We start from the raw sequence: 25,108 nt of genomic DNA on the forward strand, positions 1-25,108 counted from the left end.
GGCTGCGGCACTGCACGCTTGGTTACATACGCGCCGCCAGCACCGCCCTCCAAGCCGGGCAACACAAACCTGGCCCGAAAAGCAAAAAACCCGGGAGATCTGTGATCTACCGGGTTTCTGCTTCAACGTTACTTGAGTAACGCCTACCGTCTTACTTACGTATTTTGGTAGGCGCGATTGGACTCGAACCAACGACCCCCACCATGTCAAGGTGGTGCTCTAACCAGCTGAGCTACGCGCCTCAAGAGCTTCGCAGTATAGAACAGATTTTTAGGGTCTGTCTAGTCTTTGCGAATATTTCTTCATTATTTTCTTCGCGCACCCCTCACGCCGCTGACCTGGGCAACGCTGCGCAGCACCTGGGACAGGCGGCCGGAGTCGGCCACCTCGACGGTGAAGTTCATCCAGGCCGTGTCGCTGCGCGCCGATTTGACCGACTGCGTGTTGACGGCGATGACATTCATCTTCTCCTTGGCGAAGACTTCCAGCACATCGCGCAGCAGGCCCTGGCGATCATTGGACTCGACCACCACATCGACCGGGTACAGGGCCGGGCCCTTGGCGCCGCTGCCGGCCGCAGCCGCCCCACCCCACTCGACCTCGATCACCCGCTCGCCGGCCTGCTGGGCCATCTGGCGGAAATTGCTGCAGTCCAGGCGGTGGATGGCCACGCCTTTGCCGCGGGTGACATAGCCGCCGATGGCGTCCGGCGGGGCCGGCCGGCAGCAGCGCGCCAGATTGGTCAGCAAGGAATCGACGCCCACGACCAGCACGCCGCCGCGTGGACCGCTGCGGGTGGGCTTGGTGCGGCGCTGAGCCAGCAGCTCGTCGTTGTCGGGCTCGGGGGCGGGCGGGCGCAGGAGCTGCTCGATATTGCGCAGCGAGTACTCGTCCTTGCCCACCACCTCGAACAAGGCCTCGGCACTCTTGAAGCCCAGACGCGCGGCCAGGTCCTCCAGCTTGACCGCCGTCTTGCCCTCGCGCTGCAGCAGCTTTTCCACCGCCTCGCGGCCGCGCGCCGCGGTCTGCGCCTGGGCCAGCGCGTTGAACCAGGCACGCACCTTGGCCCGCGAACGCTGGCTTTGCAGATAGCCCAGTTCGGGGTTGAGCCAGTCCAGCGAGGGTCCGCCCTCCTTGGCCGCGGTGATCTCCACGGTTTGCCCGCTTTGCAGCGGCGTGTTCAGCTGCACCATGGCACCGTCGACCTTGGCGCCGCGGCAGCGGTGGCCCAGATCGGTGTGGACGGCGTAGGCAAAATCCACCGGCGTGGCGCCCGCACTCAGCTCGATGATGGTGGCCTGCGGCGTGAACACATAGATGCGGTCGTCGAACAAGGCCTGTCCGCCGCCGGCCTCGGCCGGGGCGTCGTCCTTGTGGCCTTCGACGAAATCGCGCTCCCAGGCCAGCAGCTGGCGCAGCACCGCCTTGCGGGCCTGCGCCACTTGGTCTTCGAACTCGCCCGCTGCGCTGACGCCGGCATAGCCGCGCGCCCCCGCCTCCTTGTAGGCCCAATGCGCGGCCACGCCATGCTCGGCATGCTCGTGCATGGCCTGCGTGCGGATCTGCACCTCCATGGCCCGGCCGTCGGCACCCTGCACCACGGTGTGCAGGGACTGATAGCCATTGGGCTTGGGCCGGGCGATGTAATCGTCAAACTCACCGGCCACCGGCGTGAACTGCTCGTGCAGACGGCTCAGCACGGCATAGCAATCGGCCACGGTCGGCACCACCACGCGCAGGGCGCGCAGATCGAACACGCGCTCCAGCTGCAGGCTTTTCCCCTGCATCTTCTTGTAGATGCTGTAGAGGTGCTTGGGCCGGCCCTGCACCTGCGCCTGCAGGCCATGGGCTTGCAGATCGGCCTGCAGGGCGGCGCGGGTAGCCTCGATGCCTTGCTCGCGCAGCACCCGGGTTTCATCCAGAGCCCGCGCAATTTCGCGGTAAGCCTCGGGCTGGGAGAAGCGGAAAGACAAGTCCTCCAGCTCCCATTTGATCTGCCAGATGCCCAGGCGATTGGCCAGGGGCGCGAACACCTGCTGGGTCTCCTGCGCCAGGCTGGCCGGGCAAGGCCGCTTGGAGGCAGCAAAGTAGCGCAGGGTCTGCAGACGCGAGGCCAGGCGCAGCAGCACCACGCGCAGATCGCGGGAGAAGGCCAGCAGCATCTTGCGCACCCGCTCGGTCTGTTCGCCGCGGCGCTCGTCCTCCACCCGCGCCTCACGCGCCGCGCGCTGGATCTGCACCAGGCGCCGGGTGTGCAGCACCAGGCTCGCATAGGACTCGCCAAAGGCCTTGGCGACGATCTCCTCGGGCTTGTGCAGGTACTCACCGGCATAGACCAGGTAGGAGGCCGCCTGCATGGTCGGCGCCGCGCCGATGCCGGCCAGGATGGCGGCCACGCCATCGGCATGGGCCAGGGCGTCCTCACCGGTGTCCAGCGGCTGGCCGGCCAGCAAGGGCTCGGCAAAAGCGCGTGCGCGGGCAAAGGGCAAGGCCTCGGAGGGCAAGCCGCCCTCGGGCGTGTCCAGCAAAGCCACGATAGGCGCCGCCTGAGCCAGGGCCGGCGCCTGGGTCGTCAAACCAGTTTTCATGCCGCCTCGAGAAAGTCCTGCACCCGCGCGATTTGATCGGGCTGCACCAGGGTCGGTGCATGGCCCACGCCGGCGAACTCATGCAGCTGAGCGCGCGGGCCGCGCTGGGTCATGGCCTGCGCCGTCTCGGCGCTCAGCAAATCCGACGTCGCGCCGCGCAACAGCAGCGTCGGGCAGCGCAGGGCGTCGTAGGCATACCAGAGCGCCGCCGAGCCTGCCTGGGCCAGCTCAGGCGTCACGGCATGGAAGGCCTGGGCGATCTGTGGGTCGTAGTGCAGCTTGAAGCCTTCGCCCTCGGGCTTGAACATGGGCGCGGACAAGCGCGCCCATTGCTCGGGCGTATGCGGGCCGAAGCTCTCCGAAATACTCCAGAGGTAAGCCGTGCCCTCTTCCACGCTGGAGAAATGCTGGGGCTGGCCGAGATAGCTGCCAATGCGCTGCAAGGCGTCGAACTGGATGCTCGGCCCCACATCGTTGAGCACCAGGCGGCGCACCGGGCTGCCGGGCAAGGCGGCCAGGCCCATGCCGATCAGGCCGCCCATCGAGGTGCCCACCCAATCGACCTGCTCGACATCGAGCCGGGCCAGCAAGGTCACCATATCGGCGACATAGGCCGGCACCTGGTAGCCGGCCGCCTGGGCCAGCCAGTCCGAGCGACCGCGGCCCACCACATCGGGGCAGATGACACGGTAGCGTGCGCTCAGGACCTCGGCCAAGGCATCGAAATCCCGCCCCTGGCGCGACAGGCCGTGCACACAGACCAGCACCGGCGCCTTCTCGCCCGCCGGCAAGGCAGCACGGCAGGGCCACTCCCAATAAGCCATGCGGTGCAGACCGCCCTGCTCCAGGCATTTCACGAAATTCAGTTGTGGTTCGGCCATGATTGAGATCCTTATAAAGTCCATCCTAGCAACCCTCGAAAGGATTCCCGATGCTTCAAGGCAAATGCGCCGTGATTACTGGCTCCACCAGCGGTATTGGTTTGGGCATGGCGCTGGTTCTGGCGCGCCAGGGCGCGAACATCGTGCTGAACGGATTTGGCGACCATGAAGGCCCGCGCACCGAGGTGCTGGCCGCCGGCCAGGTCCAGGGCGCCCGCGTCGGCTACCACGGCGCCGACATGAGCAAGCCGGCCGAGATCGAAGCCATGATGGCCTATGCCGATCAAGAGTTCGGCGGCTGCGACATCCTGGTCAACAACGCAGGCATCCAGCATGTGGCGCCGGTCGAGAGCTTCCCGGTCGAGCGCTGGGACGCCATCATCGCCATCAACCTCAGCTCGGCCTTCCACACCACCCGCCTGGCCCTGCCCGGCATGAAGCGCAAGGGCTGGGGCCGAATCATCAATGTGGCCTCGGTGCACGGCCTGGTGGCCTCGGCGCAGAAATCAGCCTACGTCGCGGCCAAGCATGGCCTGGTGGGCTTCACCAAATCGGTGGCCCTGGAGATCGCCACCAGCGGCGTGACGGCCAATGCCATCTGCCCCGGCTGGGTGCTGACCCCTCTGGTGCAAAAGCAGGTGGACGCCCGTGCGCAGGCGGACGGTGTGGACGGCGAAGAAGCCAAGCGCCGCCTGTTGGCAGAAAAGCAGCCTTCGCTGCAGTTCACCACGCCCGAGCAGCTGGGCGAGCTGGCCGCATTTCTGTGCTCGAACGCGGCCAGCAATGTGCAAGGCCAGGCCTGGAGTCTGGACGGCGGCTGGACGGCGCAGTAAGGCCGAGATAGCCCTCAGGCCACCGCGCCCGCCCTGCCCAACGCTCAGCGGTTCACCGCCTCGCGCACCAGCAGCACCGAGCCATTGACCGTGGCGCTGACCGTGGCCTGGCCGGCCTCGGTCGGCAGGGCCATCTCGGCCGAAGCGGCCATGGCCTTGAAGCGCATCTGCGGCGCGGCCATGGGTTGGGCGCCGTTGGCATCGGTGTTGACATTGACCTCGCCGAGCTGGAAGCCGGGGTAGCCAAACTGCTTGGCGTAATCGGCGGCGCGGGTCTTGTACAGCGCAATGGCCTGGGCCACCACGTCCGACTCGACCTTCTCGCGCTGCGCCTTGGACAGGCTGTAGCCCACCCGCGCAATGCTCATGCTGCTGATGCGGCCGGTCAGCTGGGCGATGGCCGCACTGTCGCGGCCTTCCACCACCAGCTCGGCACTGCCCTGCCAGCCATTGATGCCGCCCTTGGGGGTGTAGCGCGGGTAGAGCGAGAAGTTGCCGGTCTGCACCTCGACCAGGCCCGGCTTGGCGATCTTGCGCGCCTCGGCCAGGGCGCTGTCCAGGGCCTGCTTGAGCGCCTGCTGCACGGCGGCGGCATCGCTGCCCTCCTTGCTGGTGCTGAAGACCACGCCCAGCACATCGCGGGTCACCTCGACGCTGGCCGTGGCCGAGAGGTTGAGGCGGTCGCGCGGCAGCTGGTCGCCCGGGGCGGCCTGGGCCCCGGCTTGCAGCAGCAAGCCACCCAGGGCGGCGGCGACGATCTTGCGGGTCTTTGAGTTCTTCATGGGACGGGTTCTCCTTGGAAAAGGCTTGGGAAAGCCGGCACAGCTTAGCGGCTGCCACTTAGCTGGTCACAACGCTGGAGCTTGCAAGTTGGATGTCTAAAAAAGTTGTTAACCAGCTGTAACGCTGGCCGCAGCGCGGCGGCAAAGGCAAAAAACCGGCTGACAATGGCTCTGTTACAAATTCAGAGCTCCCAGGACTTGGCCATGACCAGCACCAGCACCTCCCGGCCCAACCGCATCTTGGTCGTCGACGACGACGCCCGCATCCGCGACCTTCTGCGTCGCTACCTGACGCAAGAAGGCTTTGAAGTCCTGCTGGCCGAAGACAGCCGCTCGCTCAACAAGCACCTGACCCGCGAAACCGTGGACCTGATGGTGCTGGACCTGATGTTGCCCGGCGAAGATGGCCTGACCATCTGCCGTCGCCTGCGTGCCGCCAGCGACAACACCCCCATCATCATGCTGACCGCCAAGGTCGAAGAGGTGGACCGCATCGTCGGCCTCGAAGTCGGCGCCGATGACTACCTGGCCAAGCCCTTCAACCCGCGCGAGCTGCTGGCCCGCATCAATGCCGTGCTGCGCCGCCGCCCGGCGCTGGAAGCCCCCGGCGCGCCCTCGAAGGAGCCGATGACGGTGACCTTCGGCCCCTTCGAGTTCGACCTGGCCCAGCGCCGCCTGGCCCGCGACGGCGAGGTGCTGCCCCTGACCACGGGCGAGTTCTCCATGCTCAAGGCCCTGGTGCGCCACCCGCGCCAGCCGCTCTCGCGCGACAAGCTGGCCCAGCTGGCCCGCGGCCGCGATTTCGAGCCCTTCGACCGCAGCCTCGATGTGCAGATCTCGCGCCTGCGCAAGCTGCTGGAAACCGACCCGACCCAGCCGCGCTACATCCAGACTGTCTGGGGTGTGGGTTATGTCTTCGTGCCCGATGAAGCGAACTGATGGCCTGACGCATTGACCGCCCAGCGACCGGACCACATGCCCAAACCAGAGTTCGCTCTGAACCTCTTCTGGCGCACCTTTGCCCTGCTGGCCCTGCTGCTGGCCGGCGGCGTGCTGGCCTGGCAACAGACCTTCAAGGTGCTGGAGGCCGAGCCTCGTGCGCTGCAGGCCGCGCAGCAGCTGGCCGGCCTGGTCAACCTCAGCCGTGTGGCGCTCGAAGGCAGCGATGCCATCAACCGCGTCACCACGCTCAAGTCCCTGGCCCGCAGCAACACCGTGCAGGTGCGCGTGGCCGAGGACAGCGACCACTGGCAGCCCTACGACATCAACACGTTCGCCCGCCGACTGGTGACCGAACTGCGCCAGAACCTGGGCCAGGATACGGTGGTGGCGCGCAGCGTCAACGACGATGAAGGCCTGTGGGTGCGCTTCAGCATCGGCCCCGATGCCTACTGGCTCAAGACCAGCGCGGCGCCGGTCTCGGTGAGCCTCTCGGGCAAGGGCTGGTGGCTGGTGATTGCCTTGATAGCCAGCGTGCTCGGCTCGGCGGCCATCACCCGCTTGATCAATCAGCCCCTGCGCGCGCTCAGCGAGGCGGCCCACCGCATCCGCGAGGGCGAGTACGACTCGCGCCTGGACGAAACCACCCGCACCAGCGAGATCCGCGATGTCAACACCGGCTTCAACCGCATGGCGCGCGAGCTGGCCAAGGTCGAGGAAGACCGGGCGGTGATGCTGGCCGGCATCTCGCACGACCTGCGCACGCCCCTGGCCCGCCTGCGCCTGGAGGCCGAGATGAGCGTGCCCGATGAGCAGGCACGCCAATTCATGGCCCAGGACATCGACCAGCTCGACGCCATCATTCACAAGTTCATGGACTACGCCCGCCCCAACGAGCTGCGGCGCGAGCCCCTGGAGCTGGCCGCGGTGGTGGAGCGCGAGGCCCAGGCCTTCCGCTGGCCCGACCAGATCCGCATCGCCGTAGCCCTGCCCTCGGGCACCAAGGTCTGGGCCGACGAAACCGAGCTGGCGCGCGTGCTGCTCAATCTGTTCGAGAACGCACGCCGCTACGGCCACGCGCCCGATGTGCCAGCCCTGGTGGAAGTGACCTGCACACAGAACGGCCCCTGGGTCACCCTGCAGGTGCGTGACCACGGCCCCGGTGTACCGGCCGACATGCTGGCCCGGCTGACCACGCCTTTCTTCCGCGGCGACGCGGCGCGCACGGCGGCCAACGGTGCCGGCCTGGGCCTGGCCATCGTCGAAAAATCGGTGCTACGCCTGGGCGGACAGCTGCGCATCGGCAATGCCGTGGACGGCGGACTGCAGACCCTGATTCGCCTGCAGCGCGCGAACTAAAACCCCGTCAAGCCAAGGCCGCCAGCAGGCAGACCGCCCGCGTCTCGATCGCCTTGCCCTCACCCACCGGGCCCATCTTCTCGGCCGTCTTGGCCTTCACATTGACGCGCGCCAGCTCGACGCCCAGCACCTCGGCCAGGCGGCTGCGCATGGCCAGGATGTGCGGCGACATCTTGGGCGCTTGCGCGACGATGGTGCTGTCCAGGTTGACGATCTGCCAGCCGGCAGCGCGCACCTGCCGGTAGGCCTCAGCCAGCAGCACCATGGAATCGGCGCCCTTGAACTCGGCCGCGGTGTCGGGGAAGAGCTTGCCGATATCGCCCAGGGCGGCCGCGCCCAGCAAGGCGTCGGTGATGGCATGGGCCAGGGCATCGGCATCCGAGTGGCCGAGCAGGCCATGGCTGTGCGGGATGGTCACGCCGCCCAGCACCAGGGGCCGGCCTTCGACCAGGGCATGGGTGTCCCAGCCTTCACCGATGCGCAGCGGCGGCAGCAAAGAGGCGGAGGACGATGTGGCGGCAGCATTCAGGGACATGACGAGTGGGCGCAAGGCCGGCAAAGAGTTCCAATGCGGGGGAGCTTAGCGCATCACTTCCGCCATGCTGCCCACGGCCCGCCGCGGATTCGGCTGGCGCCGCGTCTGAACGCGCTATCGTTCGCCCCGGCGCCACCTGACTGATTCATCCCTCTCGAACACCCATGCCTTTGCTGCCTCGCTTGTTCTGTCTGACCCTGGCATTGGGTCTCGCTCTAGGCTGTACCGGCTGCCCGGCGCAGACCGTGCTGCCAGGCGACCCTCCGATCGCGCCCATTCGCGCCGATGGGCAACGCGCCAAGATTGGTCTGGTGCTGTCGGGTGGCGGGGTGCGCGGCCTGGCCCATATCGGTGTGCTCAAGGTGCTGCGCGAACGCAAGATCCCGGTGGATCTGGTCGTTGGCACCAGCATGGGCGCGGTGGTGGGCGGCGCCTATGCCTCGGGCCGCAGCATCGAGGAGATGGAAGCCTTTGTGCAACACACCGACTGGCCCAGCGTGCTGGCCGACCGCCCGCCGCGCCAGAACCTCAGCTTCCGGCGCCGGGAGGAAGATCAGACCATCCCCTCGCGCCTGGAACTGGGTGTGGATCCACGCGGCGGGCGCACCACCTTGCCACCCTCGGCCGCGGGCAATAGCGCGTTGGAGGCTGCGCTGGAAAGCCTGGTGCGCGGCGAACAGGCCGAGACGCCGATCAGCCAGCTGCGCCTGCCCTTCCGCGCCCTGGCCACCGATTTGCTCAATGGCGATCTGGTCGAGATGGTGGACACGCCGCTGTTCCTGGCCATGCGCGCCTCCATGGCCGTGCCGGGCGTGTTCTCACCGGTGCGTGTGAACGGCCGCGCGGTGGTGGACGGCGGCCTGGTGCGCAATCTCGGCGTCGATGTGGCGCGCAAGATGGGGGCGGACATCATCATTGCGGTCAATGTGGGCTCACCCCTGCTGGAAGAGCGCGAGATCACCAGCGCGGTCGGCGTGGCCAACCAGATGCTGCAGATCCTGACCAATCAGAATGTGGCCCAGTCGCTGCGCGAGTTGCGCAGCGTCGATGTCTTGATCGACCCCGATCTGGGCAATATCAGCTTCATGGACTTCAGCCGTTTCGAAGAGGCCATGAGATCGGGCGAACGCGCCGCCCAGGCCGCGCTCGAACGATTGACTCCACTGGCGGTGGACGACGAGCATTTCGCGCGCTACGAGCAAGGTCGGCTGCGCGAGCCCGCCCCGCTGAGCCAGCAGGCCCTGCCTCTGGCCAGCCTGAAGATCGAAGGCACCCAACGCAGCAACCCCAAGGCCTTGCGCGAAGAACTGGGGCTGCATGTGGGCAAGCCCGCCAGCCCTGAGGACATCAAGCGCGCCACGGCGGCCTTGTACGGCCTCGGCGACTTCGAGCGCATCGACGCGCAAGTCAGCGATGTCGAAGGACAGCGTCACCTGACCCTGCATGTGCAGGAGGCCGAGTGGGCGCACAACCGCCTGCGCTTCGGCCTCAGCCTGAAAAGCAATTTCGGCGACACCAACGGCTTCACGATCAGCGCCATGCATGTCAGCACCTGGCTGAACCGCTGGGGGGCCGAGCTGCGCAGCTCGGCCAGCCTGGGTGAGAACCGCGGGCTGAGCTTTGATCTGATCCAACCCCTGGGAGCCGGTTCGCCCTGGTACCTCAACCTGGTCAGCAACACCGAGAGCACGAACACCGATTTGCATGATGCCTTCGGTCGGCGCAGCATGCGGCTGAGCGTGGGCCAGGCCGGCACCGAGCTGGCGATCGGTCGCCGCTTGTCCAACTGGGGTGATGTGCGCCTGGGTGCGGTCCGGGCCTCTGGTTCGGTGCGCGCCGTGATTCCTGAGCCCGCAGAGAACCCCAATCTGAAGTACCGGGTCAGGGGCGCTTTTGCCGAGTTGCGCACCGACACCCTGGATTCCCTGGCCTTCCCCAGCCGCGGGCACATGGTTTCGCTGCGCTTGCAATACGCGTCCACCACGCACGGCACGGACGCCTTGAACGCCGGCGCCATGGGCCTGGCCGCCTTCCGTGCCGGCCGCTGGGCCGGCCATGTCTACACCGAATGGCAGCACGCAGCCCTGGGCAGCGCGGGGGGCAGCCTGGGCGGTTTCTTGCGCCTTTCCGGCACCAATGAAAACTCACTGGAAGGCCGCACGCTGGGCTTCGGCCGCCTGGTGATGGCACGCCGCATCGGCGAGATGCCCATCGGTTTGGGCGGCGCCATCCGCGCCGGCATGTCGCTGGAATTGGGCGGCATCATCCGCGACCGAGAGCTGTTCGACCGCAGTCAGCTGAAACTGGCCGGCAGCACCTTCCTGGCTTTTGACACGCGCTTCGGTCCCTTCTACCTGGCGCTGGGCGGCACCTACAAGGGCCAGGGCACCGCCTACCTCTTCCTCGGCCCGACCTGGTAGGCGTGGCGCCGGAGCGCCCCGCCCCGCCTCGCGGATGACTCAGCTCGCCTTCTTGACGCGGCGCATGGCCGTGAACTGCTCGAACTCCCAGGAACGCAGGCCCAGCAGCAGGGTGAAGCCATCTCGCTCGCTGGGCTGCAGGCGCTGATCGTCCTGGTGCAAACGCGCCAGTTCAGCGGCCAACTGGCGGATCTTCTGCACCAGCTCCTGCGCGCTCGGGTTGGACAGACGGCCATGCACGCAGAGCAAGGCCTCGCCGTCACCATCGAAACGGCCCGCGAAATAGTCGTTGACGACGTATTTACGGAAGAAGTTCTGCACCGGGCCATCGGGCAGCCAGTGGAAGGCGATGGACACGCGCATGCGGTAGCGGTTCAGCGGCTTGAGCTCGATCAGCTCCAGGCGGTCGAGCTTGACCAGGTAGCGGATGCACTCGGTCTCGCTGATGTCATAGGTCTCGATGATCTGCTCCAGGGTCCAGTGACCCAGGCAGCAGATCGCCACCAGCAGCAGCTTGGGGTCGCTGACCAGGGAGCGTTCCTGCGCCAGCGTCAGCGTGTCGGCATGCGGCGTGGCGTCCGCCGCCTGACGCAGGACATCCTCCATGGCCACACCGACGGCCTTGCAGATCTGGGCCAGGCGAGACAAGCTCATATCGCCTTGCGAGAACATGCGCTTCATGCTGGACTCGCTCATCTCCAGGCGCTGGCCCAGCTGCTTGTAGGTGATGCCGGCGGCGCGCATCTCGCTGCGCAGGACCTGGATCAGGACTTCGGGGCTGCTCATGATGACTCTCTCCTCTCGCTGGGCTCAAATTGGTAGCGCATCGTAATACCGAATTACAAGAATTAACAAGCAAAGTTCAGTTTTACGAATCCTCAGGATGAACTGCAGCTGGGCGCGATGAACTGCAGCTTCGCACCGGAGCCCGCTCGGGCGAACTCAGCGGCTGCGCAGCAGGCGCTCGGCCAGGGCGAAATCCGCCGGCCAGGTGACCTTGAAGTTCTCCATCGGCGACTCGACCAGCAGCGGCGCGTGACCGAGTGCCTCGACGGCACTGGCCTCGTCGGTGACCGAATCGCCGGCCATCATCAGCGCCGGCTTGAGCATGCCAAGGCGAAACATCTGCGGCGTCTGGGCGGCCCATTTGTGGCGCCGGTCCACGGTGGCGGCGACGCGGCCAGCCTCGGCCTGCTTGAGGGTGTCGGCCAGGGGCAAGGCCAGCAGGCCGCCCACCTCATCCTCGGCACAGGCTTCGATCAGGCGCAGCACCCACTCGGGCCGGATCAAGCAGCGCGCCGCATCGTGCACCAGCACCCAGTCGTGCGGCTGGGCGCCGCGCGCCATCAGCTCGGTCAGGCCGGCGCTGACAGTCTCGGCCCGGCTGGCACCGCCGACCCGGGCCACCCAGGCGCGTTCGCCCTGGAACTCGGGAATGGCCGCTTCGAACAGATCGTCCTCTGGCGAGAGCACCACCAGGGTCGCCTCCAGCGCCGCCACCTGCGACAAAGCGTCCAAGGTGTGGGCCATCATGGGCCGCCCGGCCAGCGTCACGTACTGCTTGGGCCCGGTCGCGCCGGAGCGAGCGCCGATGCCAGCGGCCGGCACCAGGGCGAAGCAGCGCGGCTGCAGCCCGATGGGGAAATGTGTCATGGCGCGGATTCTAGGACCGTGGATGGAGGCGTCGCTGAGGCCCCGCCGCCGTTCCAGCCCTGTCCGATGCGGGTCGATCCTGTCCGCTCCTGTCCGGCATCGCTGTCCGCCGCAGTGTCCGCGGACACTGCGGCACCGGCCCCTGAAGGCCGCCAAGGCCCATGCCACCGGGCTTGGCGCCATCTCGAAGAGCTGGCATGCGGCTTGCAATGTTTCAGGCAAAGCCCCTCCAAGGAGACCCTGACACCATGATTCGAGACACCTCTGCCCAGGACCAGGTCTTGAGCCCCCGTCGACGCAGGCTGCCACCCCGCTGGCTGCTGGCCACGATCGGCCTGGCCGCCTTGCTGGCCCTGGCCTACACCGTGCCCAAGCTGCGAGATCAAGTCGGCGGCCAAGGCGCCTCTTCGGTCAAGCTCTCGCGCCTGAGCCTCTCGACCGCAGAAATCGGTCCGCTGACGCGTGAAGTCAGCGGCGAGGGCAAGGTGGTGGCCGCGATCAGCCCCACGCTCTATGCCGGCAATGCCGGTACGGTCAGCCTGACGGTGCAGGCCGGCGACCCCGTTCAGCGCGGCCAGATCCTGGCCCGCATCCACAGCCCCGAGCTGGCCGCCCGCCTGGCCCAAGAACGTTCGAACGCCGATGCCTTGAAGAGCGAATGGCTGCGGGCCGAGGCCGACGCCCGCCAGCAGCGCGCTCAAAGCCAAAGCAATCTCGAGACCGCCACCATCGCCCAGCAAAGCGCGCGCAACGAGCTCAAGCGCCAGACGCAAGCCTTCGAGGCCGGCGCCACCGCCCGCGCGCAGGTCGACCAGGCCCAAGACGCCCTGGCCCGCGCCGAAGTCGCCCTGCGCCAAGCGCGCGGCCTGCTGGACCTGAAGGACGAAGCCAGCAAGTTCGAGCTGCAGGCCAAACGCCAGGCCTTCGAGCGCCAGCAGCTGAATGTGCAGGACCTGAGTCGCCAGGTCGATGAGCTGGCAGTGCGCTCGCCAGTGGACGGTCAAGTCGGCCAGCTTTTCGTCACCGAGCGGGCCAGCGTCGCCAAGGACGGTCGGCTGCTCTCGGTCGTGGACCTGAGTGCGCTGGAGGTGCAGATGCAGGTGGCCGAGAGCTTTGCCCGCGAACTGCAGGCCGGCATGCCCGGCACCATCCAGGGCAATGGCCAACAGTGGAAGGGCGTGGTCAGCTCGATCTCGCCCGAGGTGGTCAACAACGAAGTGGCCGCACGGCTGCGCTTCCAGGGCCAAAGGCCCGAGCAGCTGCGCCAGAACCAGCGCCTCTCGGTGCGCGTGCAGTTGGACCACCGCGACCGCGTGCTCACCGTCGCCCGCGGCAGCTTTGTCGATGAAGGCGGCGGCCGCTTTGTCTACGTGCTGAAGGACGGCCAGGTGCAACGTCGCGCCATCCGCCTGGGCGCCCAGGGCCTCGCCCGCGTCGAAGTGCTGGAAGGCCTGCAGCCCGGCGAGCAGATCGTCAGCAACGGCGGCGAGCTGTTCCAAGGCAAGGAGCGGGGAGTAGTGAGTGAGTAGCTGAACTCTTTGGGTGAACAGGTGAACGGGTGAACAAGTGAATCACTCCCCTGCCACCACCCACTCACCCACTCACCCATTCACCTGTTCACCTGTTCACGCCCTCGCCCCACCCAGATTCACTCCCAACCGGTACCCACCCATGCTCCACATGCAATCCCTCGCCAAGGTCTACCGCACCGAGATGGTCGAGACCTATGCCCTGCGCAACTTCAACCTCGAGGTCAAGGCCGGTGAGTTCGTCGCCGTGACCGGGCCCTCGGGCTCGGGCAAGACCACCTTTCTGACCATCGCCGGCCTGCTGGAGGCCTTCAGCGGCGGCCGCTACGAGCTGGACGGCGTGGACGTCAGCGCCATGGACGACGACGCCCGCTCGCGCATCCGCAACCAGAAGATCGGCTTCATCTTCCAGGCCTTCAATCTGATCCCCGATCTGAACGTGCTCGACAACATCGAGGTACCGCTGCGCTACCGCGGCATGGGCGCGGCCGAGCGCAAGAAGCGCGCCACCGAAGCCCTGGCCCGCGTGGGCCTGTCGGCACGCGCCAAGCATTACCCGGCCGAGCTGTCCGGCGGCCAGCAACAGCGCGTGGCCATCGCCCGCGCCCTGGCGGGCGAGCCCAAGCTCTTGCTCGCCGACGAGCCCACCGGCAACCTCGACAGCAGCATGGCGCGCAGCGTCATGGACCTGCTGGAAGAGCTGCACCGCGACGGCGCCACCATCGTCATGGTCACCCACGATATGCAGCTGGCCGCGCGCGCGCAGCGCAATGTCCATGTGATAGATGGTCAGGTGGTCGACCTGGCGGCCGAGCTGCGCATGGATCCGGCCTTGCTGCAAGGTCAGAGCCAGGCCGTCCAGATGCCATGAGCACCACGATGAATCTGACCCATATCAGCTGGCGCCAGCTGGCCGCAGCCGCTCTGCTGAGCCTGGCTGCCACCGCTGCGGCGCAAGCGCAATCGAGCCAGGACCTGCTCCAGGTCTACGCCCAGGCCCGCACCGCCGACCCGCGCCTGGCCCAGGCCCAGGCCTTGCGCGGCGTACAGCAGGAAAGCGCGGCCCAGGCCCGCGCTGCCCTGCTGCCGCAGTGGAACTTGGAGCTGGCCGCCAGCCGCCAGCCCGGCGGCGCCCACCAGCAGCAGCTGAGCAGCCGCATCAGCCAGGCGCTGTTCGACCTCAGCCGCCTGCGCGAATGGGATGCCGAGAGCCGCCTGCTTTCGGCTGAAGACGCCCAGCTGCAAGCGGCCGAACAAGCCCTCTGCGCTCGCGTGGCCAGCGCCTATTTCGGCGTGCTTTCGGCCCAAGCCGCGCTGCGCAATGCGCAGGCCAATGAGGCGGCGTTTGCGGCCCAGGTGGGGCAGGCGCAAAAGCGCTTCGAAGCCGGCTTGTCGGCCGCCGTCGATGTCGAGCAGGCACGCACCTACCACCAGCTCTCGCGCGGCAGCAGCCTGCAGGCGCAGGAGGCCCTGGAAGATGCCCGCGCAGCCCTGGCCGAAATCACCGGCCAGGCGCCCGCCGATCTGCAAGGCCTGAGCCCCGCGCTGCAAGCCCAGCCGCCGCAGCCCGCCTCGCGTGAGGCCTGGGTCGAGCAAGCCCTGCGCCAGAACCCGGCCCTGCGCGCCGAAGCCTTGCGCCTGCAGGCCAGCGAAGACCGCATGGCCGCCAGCCGCGCCGCCCACCTGCCCAGCCTGAGCCTGGGCCTGGACAGCCAGCGCCTGCAGGGCGCGGCCGTGCCCGCAGCCCTGGCTGGGCGCAACGAGCACACCGTGGCCCTGCGCCTGAACATCCCCTTGCTGGCCGGCGGCGCGACGCAGGCGCAAAGCCGCCGTGCCGTGCACCAGCGCGATGCCCAGCGTGAACAGCTGGAGCAGGCGCGCCGCGCCCTGCAACGCGAAACCCAGGCCCAGTACCAGGCCGTGCTGCTCAGTGCCCAGCTGCTGGACAGCACGGCCGCGGCTGTGCAGGCCGCCAACGAGGCTCTGGCCGCCACCCGCGCCGGCCAGGCCCTAGGCACGCGCAGCATGACCGACCTGCTGCTGGCGATTCAGTCGCAGACCGCCGCGCAAGGCGCGCATGAACAAGCGCGCCACCGCCATGTGCTGGCCACCGTGCTGCTGCAACAGGCGGCCGGCCAGCTGAACGAGGCCAGCCTGGCCCAAGTCAATCAATTGCTGCAGCCCCGCGCGGGCGCAGCCGAGGGTTCCCCATGAGCATGTTGAACTACTACTTCGATCTGGCCCTGCGCAGCTTCCGCGCGGCCAAGGGCCTGAGCCTGCTGATGATCCTGGCCCTGGGCCTGGGCATCGGCGCCTGCATGACCACGCTGACGGTCTTCCACGTGCTGGGCGGCGACCCCATCCCGGGCAAGAGCGAGCGCCTGTTCAATGTGCAGTTGGACGCCGAAGCGGCCAACCCCAGCTTCAAGCCCGGCGACGAGCCCGTGCGGCAGCTGACCCGCTTCGATGCCGAGGCCTTGCTGCAAGCCAAGAAGGGCCGGCGCCAGGTCATGATGACCGGCGCCCAGGCCACGGTCTTGCCGGACGACCCTGCGCTCAAACCTTTCGTCACCACGGCACGCTGGACCAGCGCCGACTTCTTCACCATGTTCGAGGTGCCTTTTGCCTACGGCAGCGGCTGGGATGCGGCCGCCGATCAGGCTGATGCCAGGGTGGTGGTGATCTCGCACAGCCTGAACGAGAAGCTGTTCGGCGGTGCCAACAGCGTGGGCCGCGAGATCCGCCTGCGCGAGCAGGGCTTCCGCGTCGTCGGCGTGCTCAAGCCCTGGCGGCCGGTGCCCCATTACTTCGACCTGACCCAGGGCGCCTACACCCAGCCCGCCGAGGTGTATGCGCCGATATCCACCTCGTTCCGGCTGAACTTGGGCAGCTCCGGCAATATGAACTGCTGGGGCAACCTGGATGGCAAGCACCCTCGCGACTTGAACGTGCCTTGCGCCTGGCTGCAGTACTGGGTCGAGCTGGACTCGGCCGCTCAAGCCGCTGAGTACCGCAATTACCTGCAGCAGTACTCCGAGGAGCAAGGCCGCGCCGGGCGCTTTGAGCGGCCGGCCAATGTGCGCCTGCGCCCGGTGATGGCGTGGCTGGATCATCAACAAGTGCTGCCCAGCGATGTGCGCCTGCAGGTCTGGCTGGCTTTTGCCTTCCTGCTGGTCTGCCTGACCAACACGGTGGGTCTGCTGCTGGCCAAGAGCCTGCGCCGCTCGGCCGAGATCGGGGTGCGCCGGGCCCTGGGGGCCACGCGTCGCGCCATCTTTCAGCAATTCCTGGTCGAGGCCGGCGTGCTCGGCCTGATCGGCGGCTTGCTGGGCCTGGCGCTGGCGGCCCTGGGTCTGTGGCTGGTGCGCCTGAGCCCGGCGCCCTATGCCCGCCTGGCCGAGATGGACTGGCCCATGCTGGCCCTGACCCTGGCCCTGGCCCTGCTGGCCAGCCTCGCCGCCGGCCTGCTGCCGGCCTGGCATGCCGCCGGCATCAGCCCGGCCCGTCAACTGAAAACCCAGTGAGGATTCAATCCATGGAACTGATGCCCATCCTCTCCACCCTGCGCCGCCACAAGACCGCGGCGGGCCTGATCGTGCTCGAGGTCGCGCTCACCTGCGCCATCGTCTGCAATGCCCTGCACCTGATTCAACAGCGCGTGGAGCGCATCCAGGCCGAAAGTGGTCTGGCTGAATCTGAGTTGGTGACCCTCTACCTCAGCGGCATCGGCAAAGCCGACAATGTCGACGAAATCACCAGCCAGGACCTTCAGGCCCTGCGCGCCCTGCCTGGCGTGAAAAGCGCCACCATCATCAACCAGGTGACATTCGGCAACAGCAGTACCGTCAGCGGTATGCGCCAACAACCGGAACCCAATGGCGAAGGCATCGCCGTGCCGCAATACGCCAGCGATGAACATGCGCTGGCGACCATGGGCCTGAAACTCGTCGAGGGCCGCAACTTCCGCGCCGAAGAAATCGTGCTCGACAACGCCTTCAATGGCCCCGGCGAGAACCCGCCGCGCCCTCGCCAGGTCATCATCAGCCAAGCCCTGGCGAAACGTCTGTTTCCCGGCAGTTCAGCTCTCGGCAAGCAGGTGTACGTCTTCGGCGATGCGCCGATCGAGGTGATTGGCGTGGTGCAGACCTTGGGTGAGGTTCATCCGGGACCCCAAGCCCAAGGACCGAACGAAACCGGAGGTGCAGGCCGGTACGGCATGCTGCTGCCGCTGCGCAACAGCTATCGCGGAGGCTTCTACGTGATGCGCGTGGACCCGGCTCAACGCGATGCGGTGCTCAAGGCGGCCACCCCGGTGCTGGAGTCCATCGGCGGCAAGCGCATGGTGCGCGAGGCGCGCACTCTGGAGGAGATGCGCAGCAGCTACTACGCGCAGGACCGCGCCATGATCTGGCTGCTCGGCGGCGTTTGCGTGGCCCTGCTCCTGGTCACGGCCCTGGGCATCGTCGGCCTGGCCAGTTTCTGGGTGCAGCAGCGCACCCGCATGATCGGCACCCGGCGCGCCCTGGGTGCCACACGCGGGCAGATCCTGCGCTATTTCCAGCTCGAGAACCTGCTGCTGTCCAGCGCCGGCATTGCGCTCGGCATGGGCGCGGCCTACGGCATCAATCTGGCCCTGATCCGCAGCTATGAGCTGCCCTTGCTGCCGGCCTATTACCTGCCGGTGGGCGCGCTGGCGCTTTGCTTGCTGGGCCAGCTGGCCGTGCTGGGCCCGGCGCGGCGCGCCGCAGCCTTGCCGCCGGTGGCAGCCCTGCGCTTCTGAGGCCCGCCCGCATGAAGGCTCTTGCTATGCTCGCCACCCCATGAGACATGTGCTGATCATCGATGACAACGCCGGCGTGCGCGAGGCCCTGGCCCTGCTGCTCTCCCTGCACGACATCGAGCCCCTGCTGGCCGACAGCCCGGCCCAAGGTCTGGCCCTGCTGGCGCGGGCCCGCCCTCCCGTGGACCTGGTGATCCAGGACATGAACTTCAGCGCCGACACCACCTCGGGCGAAGAAGGCGCGGCCCTGTTCCGCGCCATCCGGGCCCAGCACCCCGACCTGCCCGTCATCCTGCTGACTGCCTGGACCCGGCTGGAGGCGGCGGTGGAGCTGGTCAAGGCCGGCGCGGCCGACTACCTGGCCAAGCCCTGGGATGATCACAAGCTGGTGGCCACGGTGGAGAACCTGCTGGAGCTGGGCGAATCCAACCGCGCCCTGAGCCAGGCGCGCCAGGCCCGCCAGGCTCGCCGCGCACAGCTGACGCAGCGCCTGGATCTGGCCGGCCTGGTGTTCGCCTCCGATGCCATGCTGGGCACGCTGGAGCTGGCCGCACAGGTGGCGCGCACCGAGCTGCCCGTGCTGGTCAGCGGCCCCAATGGCAGCGGCAAGGAGCGGCTGGCGGCCATCGTCCATGCCAACTCGGCCCAGCGCACAGGTCCCTTCGTGGCCCTGAACTGCGGCGCCCTGCCCGCGGATCTGATCGAGGCCGAGCTCTTCGGCAGCGAAAGCGGCGCTTACACCGGCGCTCACAAGGCACGCGAGGGCCGCTTCGAGGCAGCCGATGGCGGCACGCTGTTCCTCGATGAAATCGGCACCCTGCCCCTGGCCGGCCAGGTCAAGCTGCTGCGCGTGCTGGAGACCGGACGCTTCGAACGCCTGGGCTCCAGCCGCACGCGCAGCAGCCAGGTGCGCGTGATCAGCGCCACCAATGCCGACCTGAAGGCCATGGTCGCCGAAGGCAGCTTCCGCGAAGACCTGTACTACCGGCTCAATGTCTTTGAGCTGCGCCTGCCCCCGCTGGCGGAGCGGCGCGAAGACATCCTGGTGCTGGCCGAGCATTTCCTGGCCGGCGCGGCCTCCTTGTCAGAAGCAGCGCGCGAGGCCTTGCTGGCCCACCGCTGGCCGGGCAATGTGCGCGAGCTGAAGAATGTGATGGCGCGCGCCGGCCTGCTGGCTGCCGGCGCCAGCATCCAGCCGCAGCACCTCGGCCTGCAAGCAGCAGCGCCAGCGGCCGCCTCGGCCACCGGCCATCGCAACCTCGACGAGCCCAGCCGCGAGGCTGTTCAGGCCGCCCTCACGGCCGCCGGCGGCGTGGTCAGCCGCGCTGCCCAGGCCCTCGGTCTGTCGCGCCAGGCGCTGTACCGGCGCATGGAGCGTTATGGCATGGCCGAAGCCAGCTGAGCCCAATTCATGCAATGGCGACTCTTCCTGGCCCTGCTGACCGCGGCCCTGCTCGGTGCGGGCGCGCAGGCCCTCATCCAGCAGTGGCAGTGGCCGATCTACAGCCTGCTGGTGCTGGCCCTGCCCCTGTACGGCCTGAGCGGCCAGCTGCTGGAGCCGCTGCGCCGCCTGCTGCGCGCGCTGGAGGGTGCGGTGCTCAGCTACCGCGATGGCGACTTCAGCATGTCCATCGCCGCCGGCCCCAGCGGCCCGCTGCGCCAGGCTGAGCTGGCCGCCTTGCTGCGCGCCCACCAGGAGCTGGGCCTGGCCCTGCGCGAGCAGCGCCAGCAGCTGGCCCGGCGCGAGCTGCTGCTGGACACGGTGGTGCAGAACACGCCCCTGGCCTTGCTGCTGCTGCAGGAACCCGGCGGTGAAATCAGTTATGCCAATATTGCCGCGCGCCAATTGCTGGCCCGGGGGCGCAGCCTGGCGGGCCTGAGCCTGGCCAGCCTGCTGGATGACAGCCCCGAGACCTTGCGCCTGGCCCTGGCCAGCGGCCAGGACCAGGTCTTCGGCATAAGCGAAAACGGACAGGAGGAACTCTTCCACCTCTCGCAACGCAGCCTGCAGCTGCAAGGCCAGCCGCACCGCCTGCTGCTGCTGCGGCGCATGACCCGCGAGCTCTCGCGCCAGGAGGTGGCCAGCTGGAAGCGGGTGATCCGCGTCATCAGCCATGAGCTGAACAACTCGCTGGCCCCCATCTCCTCGCTCTCGCACAGCGGCGCCGAGCTGGCGCGGCGCGGCCAGACCGAGCGCCTGGAGGCAGTGTTCGCCAGCATCGGCGAGCGCTCGCGCCAGCTGCACCGTTTTCTGGCGGCCTATGCCGAGTTCGCCAAGCTGCCCTCGCCGCACTTGCAGAGCGTGGATTGGCCGGCCTTCCTGGCCGGCCTGCTGGCCCAGCACCCCTACCGGCTGGAGGGCGCCGAGCCCACCCGCCCGGCCCGCTTCGACCCGGGCCAGCTGGCTCAGGCCTTGATCAACTTGCTCAAGAACGCCCAGGAAGCCGGCGGCCCGCCCGAGGCGGTCAGCCTGGCCGTGGAGTGGCAGGCGCGCGAGCTGTGCTTTGTCGTGCGCGACCGCGGCTGCGGCATGAGCGAGGCAGTGCTGGCCCAGGCCTTGTTGCCCTTTTACTCGACCAAGCGCAGCGGCGGCCAGCATGGCGGCAGCGGCCTGGGCCTGGCCCTGGCACGCGAGATTGCCGAGGCCCACGGCGGCCGCATTGGCCTGAGCAACCGCGAAGGCGGCGGCCTGGAGGTGCGGTTCTGCCTGCCTCAGTGAAGGCCTAGACTTTAGTTACCCCGCCCTCACTGCGAGAAGATGCGCCCATGGACTTCGCACAGATGCAAGAGACCTGGCTGGCCATGGCGGCGGATCGCCGGGCGCTGTGGTGGCAAGGCGCGGCCGGCTTCGCCCTGGCGGCCCTGCTGCCCCTGCTGCTGGAACTGCTGTACTTCCGCCGCCAGGCCAAGGCGGGCAGCTGGCTGAAGCTGCGCCTGCTGTCCCTGCTGATGGCGCCGCTGTGCTTCGCTGTGGTCTGGCTTCCCGCGCGGGCGGTCTCCGGGCCCATGGCCCTGGGGGTGTTCTACCTGCTCTTGCTGACCGTGGGCCCGGGCTTGTGGTTTGGCAGCCATGCCTGGCTGGGGCGGCGCCTGCGGCCGCCGATGAGCTGGCTGGAATCACTGATGATGGCCGTGCTCGGCCTGGTGCTGCTGTTCGGCCTGCCCCTGATGGCCGCCCAGATGGCGGAGATGGAGATGGCCAAGGAAGCGCGCCAGCTCAGTGCCAGCCCCCGGCAAGCGCCCGACGAATCGTTGCTGCCCCACCGCGTGCTGCCGCCCAAGCTCTACCGCATGCCGGGGGTCGGCCTGGTCTGGACCCAAAGCCTGATCGCGCCCGAGGGCCTGCGCCTGCTGAGCATCGACCAACGTGTGGCCGGGCCCTGGTACCCCAGCGCCGGCGTCAGCCATCCGCAGTTCTGCACGCAGGGTGGCGATCTGCATCTGATGTGGTCGTCGCAAGAGCCGACACCCCAGCTTCGCTTGCACTGGCGTGACGCTTACGGACAGAACCACAAGGCGTCACACTTCCCGGCGACCAGGCCCACGGCTGAGGGCAGCGAGGCCGAGGAGTTTCGGATCGGCTTCCGTCCCCGCGGCCTGGATCCCAGCGCCCCGATCCCGCGCAGCCGTGTGTATCTGAACATGATCCTCGGAGCGGGATCGGAGCCTTATATGCGCGCGCTCAGCCAAAACGACCCCGAGGACCCACAGGACAGCGATTGCATCCTGCCCGGCTACCAGCGCCCGAAGATCGGGCATGAGGGCGACATCGTCCATGTCGGCCTGACGTTCCAGGCACCGAGCGGCCAGCCATGGCTGCGCGCGGACTTTCGGCGCTGACGCGCGCAGCTCGGCTCCAAAACGCGGCTGAGCGACAATCGCCGCCCCATGCGCATCGAAGACATCCGCCAGCGCTTGCGCGCCCTGGGCGCCAAGCCGCCCCACGAACTCCGCCTCCTGCGCGACTGGGTGCGGGCACGCCCGCACGAGCGCAGCCGGCGCAAGCCCGAGAACTTTCTGCCCCTGGCCCTGCGCGAAGGCCTGGAGGCACTGGATGCCGAGTTGCAGGGCCTGACCCGGCTCGTTTCCAACCACCCTGGCGAGGACGGCTCAGCCCGACTGCTGCTGGCCCTGCGCGACGGCATGACAGTGGAAAGCGTGCTGCTGCCACGCGAGGGCTTGTGCGTGTCCAGCCAGGTCGGCTGTGCGGTCGGCTGCCAGTTTTGCATGACCGGGCGCGAGGGCCTGATCCGCCAAGTGACTAGCGCCGAAATCATTGCGCAAGTGGCCCTGGCGCGCCGCCTGCGGCCGGTCAAGAAGGTCGTGTTCATGGGCATGGGCGAGCCGGCCCACAACCTGGAGCATGTGCTGGAGGCGATCGAGCTGCTGGGCTTGGAAGGCAATATCGGCCACAAGAACCTGGTGTTCTCGACCGTGGGCGACCCGCGCGTGTTCGAGCGCCTGCCCCTGGGCCCGGTCAAACCGGCCCTGGCCTTGTCCCTGCACACCAGCCGCGCCGATTTGCGCGAACGCCTATTGCCCCGCGCGCCGCGGCTGACACCCGAAGAGCTGGTCGAGCTGGGCGAAGACTACGCGCGCAAGACCGGCTATCCGATCCAGTACCAGTGGACCCTGCTGGACGGCATCAATGACACGGCCGAGGAGCTGGACGGCATCGTGCGGCTGCTCAAGGGCAAGTACGCCATCCTGAACATGATTCCCTACAACAGCGTGCCCGAGCTGCCCTTCACCCGGCCCAGCTGGGACAAGGCCGAGGGCATCGCCCGCGCCCTGCACCAGCGCGGTGTGCTGACCAAGCTGCGCGATTCGGCCGGCCAGGATGTGGACGGCGGCTGCGGCCAGTTGCGCGCCCGGGCGCTGGCCAGCGATGGCAGCGCCAGCGACGCGGTGATCCGCGTGCAGCGGCGCAGCGCCGGGGCGCACTGAGCCGCAAGCGCCGGCCCGGCAAGCCCCGGCCCCAAGTCTCAGTCCTCAGGCCTCAGGTCTGCAGCTTGAACACCGCCATGGCCTGGACCAGCTCATTGGCCTGACCTTCCAGGCTCTCGGCTGCAGCGGCCGACTGTTCGACCAAGGCTGCGTTCTGCTGCGTGGTCTTGTCCATCTGGGTGATGGCCTCGTTGACCTGGGCCACACCGCGGCTTTGCTCCTGGCTGGCGGCGCTGATCTCGCCGACGATGTCGGCCACGCGCTTGATAGCGCTGACGATCTCGCCCATGGTTTGACCGGCCTGATCGACCAGATCGCTGCCCTGCTCGACCTGCTCGACACTGGCGCTGATCAGGGTCTTGATCTCCTTGGCCGCACCGGCGCTGCGTTGCGCCAGAGCGCGCACCTCGCTGGCCACCACGGCAAATCCGCGGCCTTGTTCGCCGGCCCGCGCAGCTTCCACGGCCGCGTTCAGGGCCAGGATATTGGTCTGGAAGGCGATGCCGTCAATGACGGCGATGATGTCCGAGATCTTGCGCGAGGACTCGTTGATGTCCTTCATGGTGCTGACCACCTGGCCGACGACATCGCCGCCTTGTTCGGCCACCATGGATGCGTTGATGGACAGCTGCTTGGCCTGCTGCGCACTGTCGGCGTTGTGGCGCACGGTGTGGCTGAGCACATCCATGGTCGCCGCCGTCTGCTGCAATGCGGAGGCCTGCTCCTCGGTGCGAGAAGACAGGTCCAGATTGCCCTGCGCGATCTCGCTGCTGGCCCCCGAGACCCGCTCGGCATTGCCGCGCACGCCGCCAACCAATTGTGTCAAGGCCAGGCGCATCTCATCGAGTGCAGCCAACAAGGGCGAAAACTCATCCAGCTCGCGGTCAAGCTCGGGGTGTGCCAAATCGCCATCACGCACGCGCTCGGTCAACTGCTGGGCCTGTTGAACACGCCGTTTGAGCAGACGAGCCACATGGATCGAAAACACCAGCAAGATCACCAAAGACAAGGTCGCCAGCCCGACCACCAACCGCCAGGTGATCCGCGTTTCATCCTGCATGCCCTCGATGTCATGGTGAAGTGCGCTCTGCTGCTGCAAGACTGTATCGGCCAGAAGGGCAAGGACCTCGTTGCGGGCAGGAATGGTTCGATCCACCAAAAAGGCAAAGGCTTCGTCCTTCTGGCCTGCTTTGATGAGATCGAGATTGGCCATCCCTGCAAGCCAGAAACGGGAAAGTGGCTCTGCGAGCTTGTCAAACCCCGCACTACCACCCGAGGTAGACAGATCGCCCTCATAGGCCCTGAGCAGCTTGTCGATCTCCTGGCGCTTGGCGCTGATGTCATCGAGGGCCCCCTGCATTTCGGCCGGGCTGCGCGCCAGCATGGCATGGCGCAGCTGCAACGAAACACGGGTGATGTTGAGTTCCACAGCAGCTATTCGCGTCAGCTGGGGGACCCGCATGCTCTGCGTGATCTCGGCCGTCTGATCCACACGAGCCAACTTGAAGTAGGCGACCAAGGCCACCCCCCCGAGCGACAGGCACAAAAACACAGCCAAGGCATAGAGCCGAGCGGCAATTCCAAACCGTGCCTTGTTATTCACCATTGGATCACCTCAAGAGCCAGCAAACACATGGGAGGGAAGTCTCAGACCTGGCCCACCATGCGGCAAGTGCATATTTATCATTTTTACCATTTAAATGCGGCACGGCGACCTGCAGCTCGTCGCCGCAAAATCGCCGCTGCAAGGCCCCGATGCGCTCAAATCCACAAACCGCGCTGCGCACCGCACCCGTCACGCGCCGATCGATCCCCCTCAACGAAGCCGCGTCGCGAGCAAGCATTGCCGCGGTCTGCGCGAC

Annotated in this window: 20 protein-coding genes and 1 tRNA gene; 13 read left to right on the forward strand and 8 right to left on the reverse strand. The window is 67.7% G+C overall.

Features of this window, described 5'->3' with window-relative positions; genetic code table 11:
- Positions 1 to 165: 165 nt before the first annotated feature.
- The 3 genes from OOB33_RS19475 to OOB33_RS19485 form a co-directional block, all read right to left on the reverse strand.
- Positions 166 to 242: transfer RNA gene (locus OOB33_RS19475), tRNA-Val, on the reverse strand.
- A gap of 63 nt (positions 243 to 305) precedes the next feature.
- The gene (locus OOB33_RS19480) at positions 306 to 2,588 is read right to left on the reverse strand and encodes a RelA/SpoT family protein (RefSeq protein WP_271009852.1); all 2,283 of its coding nucleotides are present in this window, start codon (positions 2,586 to 2,588) and stop codon (positions 306 to 308) included.
- On the reverse strand, positions 2,585 to 3,469 hold the full coding sequence (locus tag OOB33_RS19485) for an alpha/beta fold hydrolase (protein WP_271009853.1): 885 nt from the start codon (positions 3,467 to 3,469) through the stop codon (positions 2,585 to 2,587). Before OOB33_RS19485 ends, OOB33_RS19480 begins: the two co-directional genes overlap by 4 nt.
- A gap of 50 nt (positions 3,470 to 3,519) precedes the next feature.
- On the opposite strand from OOB33_RS19485, the gene OOB33_RS19490 reads away from it, so the two are divergent.
- On the forward strand, positions 3,520 to 4,302 hold the full coding sequence (locus OOB33_RS19490) for a 3-hydroxybutyrate dehydrogenase (RefSeq protein WP_271009854.1): 783 nt from the start codon (positions 3,520 to 3,522) through the stop codon (positions 4,300 to 4,302).
- Between the two features lie 44 nt (positions 4,303 to 4,346).
- Here the strand turns inward: OOB33_RS19490 and OOB33_RS19495 are convergent, their stop codons facing one another.
- Positions 4,347 to 5,084 carry an SIMPL domain-containing protein gene (locus tag OOB33_RS19495; protein ID WP_102767213.1) on the reverse strand — a complete coding sequence of 246 codons (738 nt, stop codon included), beginning with the start codon at positions 5,082 to 5,084 and terminating at the stop codon, positions 4,347 to 4,349.
- Between the two features lie 204 nt (positions 5,085 to 5,288).
- On the opposite strand from OOB33_RS19495, the gene ompR reads away from it, so the two are divergent.
- Both ompR and OOB33_RS19505 read left to right on the forward strand, forming a co-directional pair.
- Positions 5,289 to 6,023 carry an osmolarity response regulator transcription factor OmpR gene (ompR, locus tag OOB33_RS19500; protein ID WP_102767214.1) on the forward strand — a complete coding sequence of 245 codons (735 nt, stop codon included), beginning with the start codon at positions 5,289 to 5,291 and terminating at the stop codon, positions 6,021 to 6,023.
- Positions 6,024 to 6,059: 36 nt separating this feature from the next.
- Positions 6,060 to 7,382, forward strand: a complete 1,323-nt coding sequence (locus OOB33_RS19505) for an ATP-binding protein (RefSeq protein WP_102767215.1) — start codon at positions 6,060 to 6,062, stop codon at positions 7,380 to 7,382.
- Positions 7,383 to 7,389: 7 nt separating this feature from the next.
- Here the strand turns inward: OOB33_RS19505 and ispF are convergent, their stop codons facing one another.
- The gene (gene ispF, locus OOB33_RS19510) at positions 7,390 to 7,917 is read right to left on the reverse strand and encodes a 2-C-methyl-D-erythritol 2,4-cyclodiphosphate synthase (RefSeq protein WP_102767216.1); all 528 of its coding nucleotides are present in this window, start codon (positions 7,915 to 7,917) and stop codon (positions 7,390 to 7,392) included.
- Between the two features lie 164 nt (positions 7,918 to 8,081).
- Here ispF and OOB33_RS19515 point away from each other — a divergent pair, with 164 nt between their 5' ends.
- Entirely contained in the window at positions 8,082 to 10,337 is a 2,256-nt protein-coding gene (locus OOB33_RS19515) for a patatin-like phospholipase family protein (RefSeq protein ID WP_271009855.1), read from the forward strand.
- 39 nt (positions 10,338 to 10,376) lie between these two features.
- Here OOB33_RS19515 and OOB33_RS19520 read toward each other — a convergent pair whose 3' ends face one another.
- Both OOB33_RS19520 and ispD read right to left on the reverse strand, forming a co-directional pair.
- Positions 10,377 to 11,123 (reverse strand): helix-turn-helix domain-containing protein, encoded by a 747-nt coding sequence (locus OOB33_RS19520; protein ID WP_102767218.1) that lies wholly within the window; start codon positions 11,121 to 11,123, stop codon positions 10,377 to 10,379.
- Positions 11,124 to 11,279: 156 nt separating this feature from the next.
- Positions 11,280 to 11,990, reverse strand: coding sequence for a 2-C-methyl-D-erythritol 4-phosphate cytidylyltransferase (ispD, locus tag OOB33_RS19525; protein ID WP_271009856.1), 711 nt, complete (start codon positions 11,988 to 11,990; stop codon positions 11,280 to 11,282).
- A 248-nt stretch (positions 11,991 to 12,238) separates the two neighbouring features.
- Here ispD and OOB33_RS19530 point away from each other — a divergent pair, with 248 nt between their 5' ends.
- The 9 genes from OOB33_RS19530 to OOB33_RS19570 all read left to right on the forward strand — a co-directional run bounded on the left by OOB33_RS19530 (position 12,239) and on the right by OOB33_RS19570 (position 23,246).
- Positions 12,239 to 13,519: an efflux RND transporter periplasmic adaptor subunit gene (locus OOB33_RS19530; protein WP_271009857.1), complete on the forward strand. Its 1,281-nt coding sequence runs from the start codon at positions 12,239 to 12,241 to the stop codon at positions 13,517 to 13,519.
- Between the two features lie 142 nt (positions 13,520 to 13,661).
- Entirely contained in the window at positions 13,662 to 14,390 is a 729-nt protein-coding gene (locus OOB33_RS19535) for an ABC transporter ATP-binding protein (protein ID WP_102767221.1), read from the forward strand.
- An 8-nt stretch (positions 14,391 to 14,398) separates the two neighbouring features.
- Positions 14,399 to 15,733 carry a TolC family outer membrane protein gene (locus tag OOB33_RS19540; protein WP_271009858.1) on the forward strand — a complete coding sequence of 445 codons (1,335 nt, stop codon included), beginning with the start codon at positions 14,399 to 14,401 and terminating at the stop codon, positions 15,731 to 15,733.
- Positions 15,730 to 17,043 (forward strand): ABC transporter permease, encoded by a 1,314-nt coding sequence (locus OOB33_RS19545; RefSeq protein WP_271009859.1) that lies wholly within the window; start codon positions 15,730 to 15,732, stop codon positions 17,041 to 17,043. The genes OOB33_RS19540 and OOB33_RS19545 overlap by 4 nt, the downstream gene beginning before the upstream one ends.
- A gap of 11 nt (positions 17,044 to 17,054) precedes the next feature.
- Positions 17,055 to 18,299, forward strand: coding sequence for an ABC transporter permease (locus OOB33_RS19550; RefSeq protein ID WP_271009860.1), 1,245 nt, complete (start codon positions 17,055 to 17,057; stop codon positions 18,297 to 18,299).
- A gap of 40 nt (positions 18,300 to 18,339) precedes the next feature.
- The gene (locus OOB33_RS19555; protein ID WP_271009861.1) at positions 18,340 to 19,701 is read left to right on the forward strand and encodes a sigma-54-dependent transcriptional regulator; all 1,362 of its coding nucleotides are present in this window, start codon (positions 18,340 to 18,342) and stop codon (positions 19,699 to 19,701) included.
- Between the two features lie 9 nt (positions 19,702 to 19,710).
- Positions 19,711 to 21,018 (forward strand): sensor histidine kinase, encoded by a 1,308-nt coding sequence (locus OOB33_RS19560; RefSeq protein WP_271009862.1) that lies wholly within the window; start codon positions 19,711 to 19,713, stop codon positions 21,016 to 21,018.
- Between the two features lie 47 nt (positions 21,019 to 21,065).
- Positions 21,066 to 22,139: a hypothetical protein gene (locus OOB33_RS19565; protein ID WP_271009863.1), complete on the forward strand. Its 1,074-nt coding sequence runs from the start codon at positions 21,066 to 21,068 to the stop codon at positions 22,137 to 22,139.
- A 48-nt stretch (positions 22,140 to 22,187) separates the two neighbouring features.
- On the forward strand, positions 22,188 to 23,246 hold the full coding sequence (locus tag OOB33_RS19570) for an RNA methyltransferase (RefSeq protein ID WP_271009864.1): 1,059 nt from the start codon (positions 22,188 to 22,190) through the stop codon (positions 23,244 to 23,246).
- A 52-nt stretch (positions 23,247 to 23,298) separates the two neighbouring features.
- On the opposite strand, the gene OOB33_RS19575 is transcribed toward OOB33_RS19570, so the two are convergent.
- Positions 23,299 to 24,852 (reverse strand): methyl-accepting chemotaxis protein, encoded by a 1,554-nt coding sequence (locus tag OOB33_RS19575; RefSeq protein ID WP_102767228.1) that lies wholly within the window; start codon positions 24,850 to 24,852, stop codon positions 23,299 to 23,301.
- Positions 24,853 to 25,108 lie beyond the last annotated feature (256 nt).

The sequence above is a fragment of the Paucibacter sp. B51 genome (assembly GCF_027863535.1).
GTDB classification, from domain to species: domain Bacteria; phylum Pseudomonadota; class Gammaproteobacteria; order Burkholderiales; family Burkholderiaceae_C; genus Paucibacter_A; species Paucibacter_A aquatilis.

Bases quoted from the DNA above. Each gene is read 5' to 3' on its own strand.
- OOB33_RS19480 (WP_271009852.1), bottom strand. From the start codon at position 2,588: ATGAAAACTGGTTTGACGACCCAGGCGCCGGCCCTGGCTCAGGCGGCG.
- OOB33_RS19485 (WP_271009853.1), bottom strand. From the start codon at position 3,469: ATGGCCGAACCACAACTGAATTTCGTGAAATGCCTGGAGCAGGGCGGT.
- OOB33_RS19490 (WP_271009854.1), top strand. From the start codon at position 3,520: ATGCTTCAAGGCAAATGCGCCGTGATTACTGGCTCCACCAGCGGTATT.
- OOB33_RS19495 (WP_102767213.1), bottom strand. From the start codon at position 5,084: ATGAAGAACTCAAAGACCCGCAAGATCGTCGCCGCCGCCCTGGGTGGC.
- ompR (WP_102767214.1), top strand. From the start codon at position 5,289: ATGACCAGCACCAGCACCTCCCGGCCCAACCGCATCTTGGTCGTCGAC.
- OOB33_RS19505 (WP_102767215.1), top strand. From the start codon at position 6,060: ATGCCCAAACCAGAGTTCGCTCTGAACCTCTTCTGGCGCACCTTTGCC.
- ispF (WP_102767216.1), bottom strand. From the start codon at position 7,917: ATGTCCCTGAATGCTGCCGCCACATCGTCCTCCGCCTCTTTGCTGCCG.
- OOB33_RS19515 (WP_271009855.1), top strand. From the start codon at position 8,082: ATGCCTTTGCTGCCTCGCTTGTTCTGTCTGACCCTGGCATTGGGTCTC.
- OOB33_RS19520 (WP_102767218.1), bottom strand. From the start codon at position 11,123: ATGAGCAGCCCCGAAGTCCTGATCCAGGTCCTGCGCAGCGAGATGCGC.
- ispD (WP_271009856.1), bottom strand. From the start codon at position 11,990: ATGACACATTTCCCCATCGGGCTGCAGCCGCGCTGCTTCGCCCTGGTG.
- OOB33_RS19530 (WP_271009857.1), top strand. From the start codon at position 12,239: ATGATTCGAGACACCTCTGCCCAGGACCAGGTCTTGAGCCCCCGTCGA.
- OOB33_RS19535 (WP_102767221.1), top strand. From the start codon at position 13,662: ATGCTCCACATGCAATCCCTCGCCAAGGTCTACCGCACCGAGATGGTC.
- OOB33_RS19540 (WP_271009858.1), top strand. From the start codon at position 14,399: ATGAATCTGACCCATATCAGCTGGCGCCAGCTGGCCGCAGCCGCTCTG.
- OOB33_RS19545 (WP_271009859.1), top strand. From the start codon at position 15,730: ATGAGCATGTTGAACTACTACTTCGATCTGGCCCTGCGCAGCTTCCGC.
- OOB33_RS19550 (WP_271009860.1), top strand. From the start codon at position 17,055: ATGGAACTGATGCCCATCCTCTCCACCCTGCGCCGCCACAAGACCGCG.
- OOB33_RS19555 (WP_271009861.1), top strand. From the start codon at position 18,340: ATGAGACATGTGCTGATCATCGATGACAACGCCGGCGTGCGCGAGGCC.
- OOB33_RS19560 (WP_271009862.1), top strand. From the start codon at position 19,711: ATGCAATGGCGACTCTTCCTGGCCCTGCTGACCGCGGCCCTGCTCGGT.
- OOB33_RS19565 (WP_271009863.1), top strand. From the start codon at position 21,066: ATGGACTTCGCACAGATGCAAGAGACCTGGCTGGCCATGGCGGCGGAT.
- OOB33_RS19570 (WP_271009864.1), top strand. From the start codon at position 22,188: ATGCGCATCGAAGACATCCGCCAGCGCTTGCGCGCCCTGGGCGCCAAG.
- OOB33_RS19575 (WP_102767228.1), bottom strand. From the start codon at position 24,852: ATGGTGAATAACAAGGCACGGTTTGGAATTGCCGCTCGGCTCTATGCC.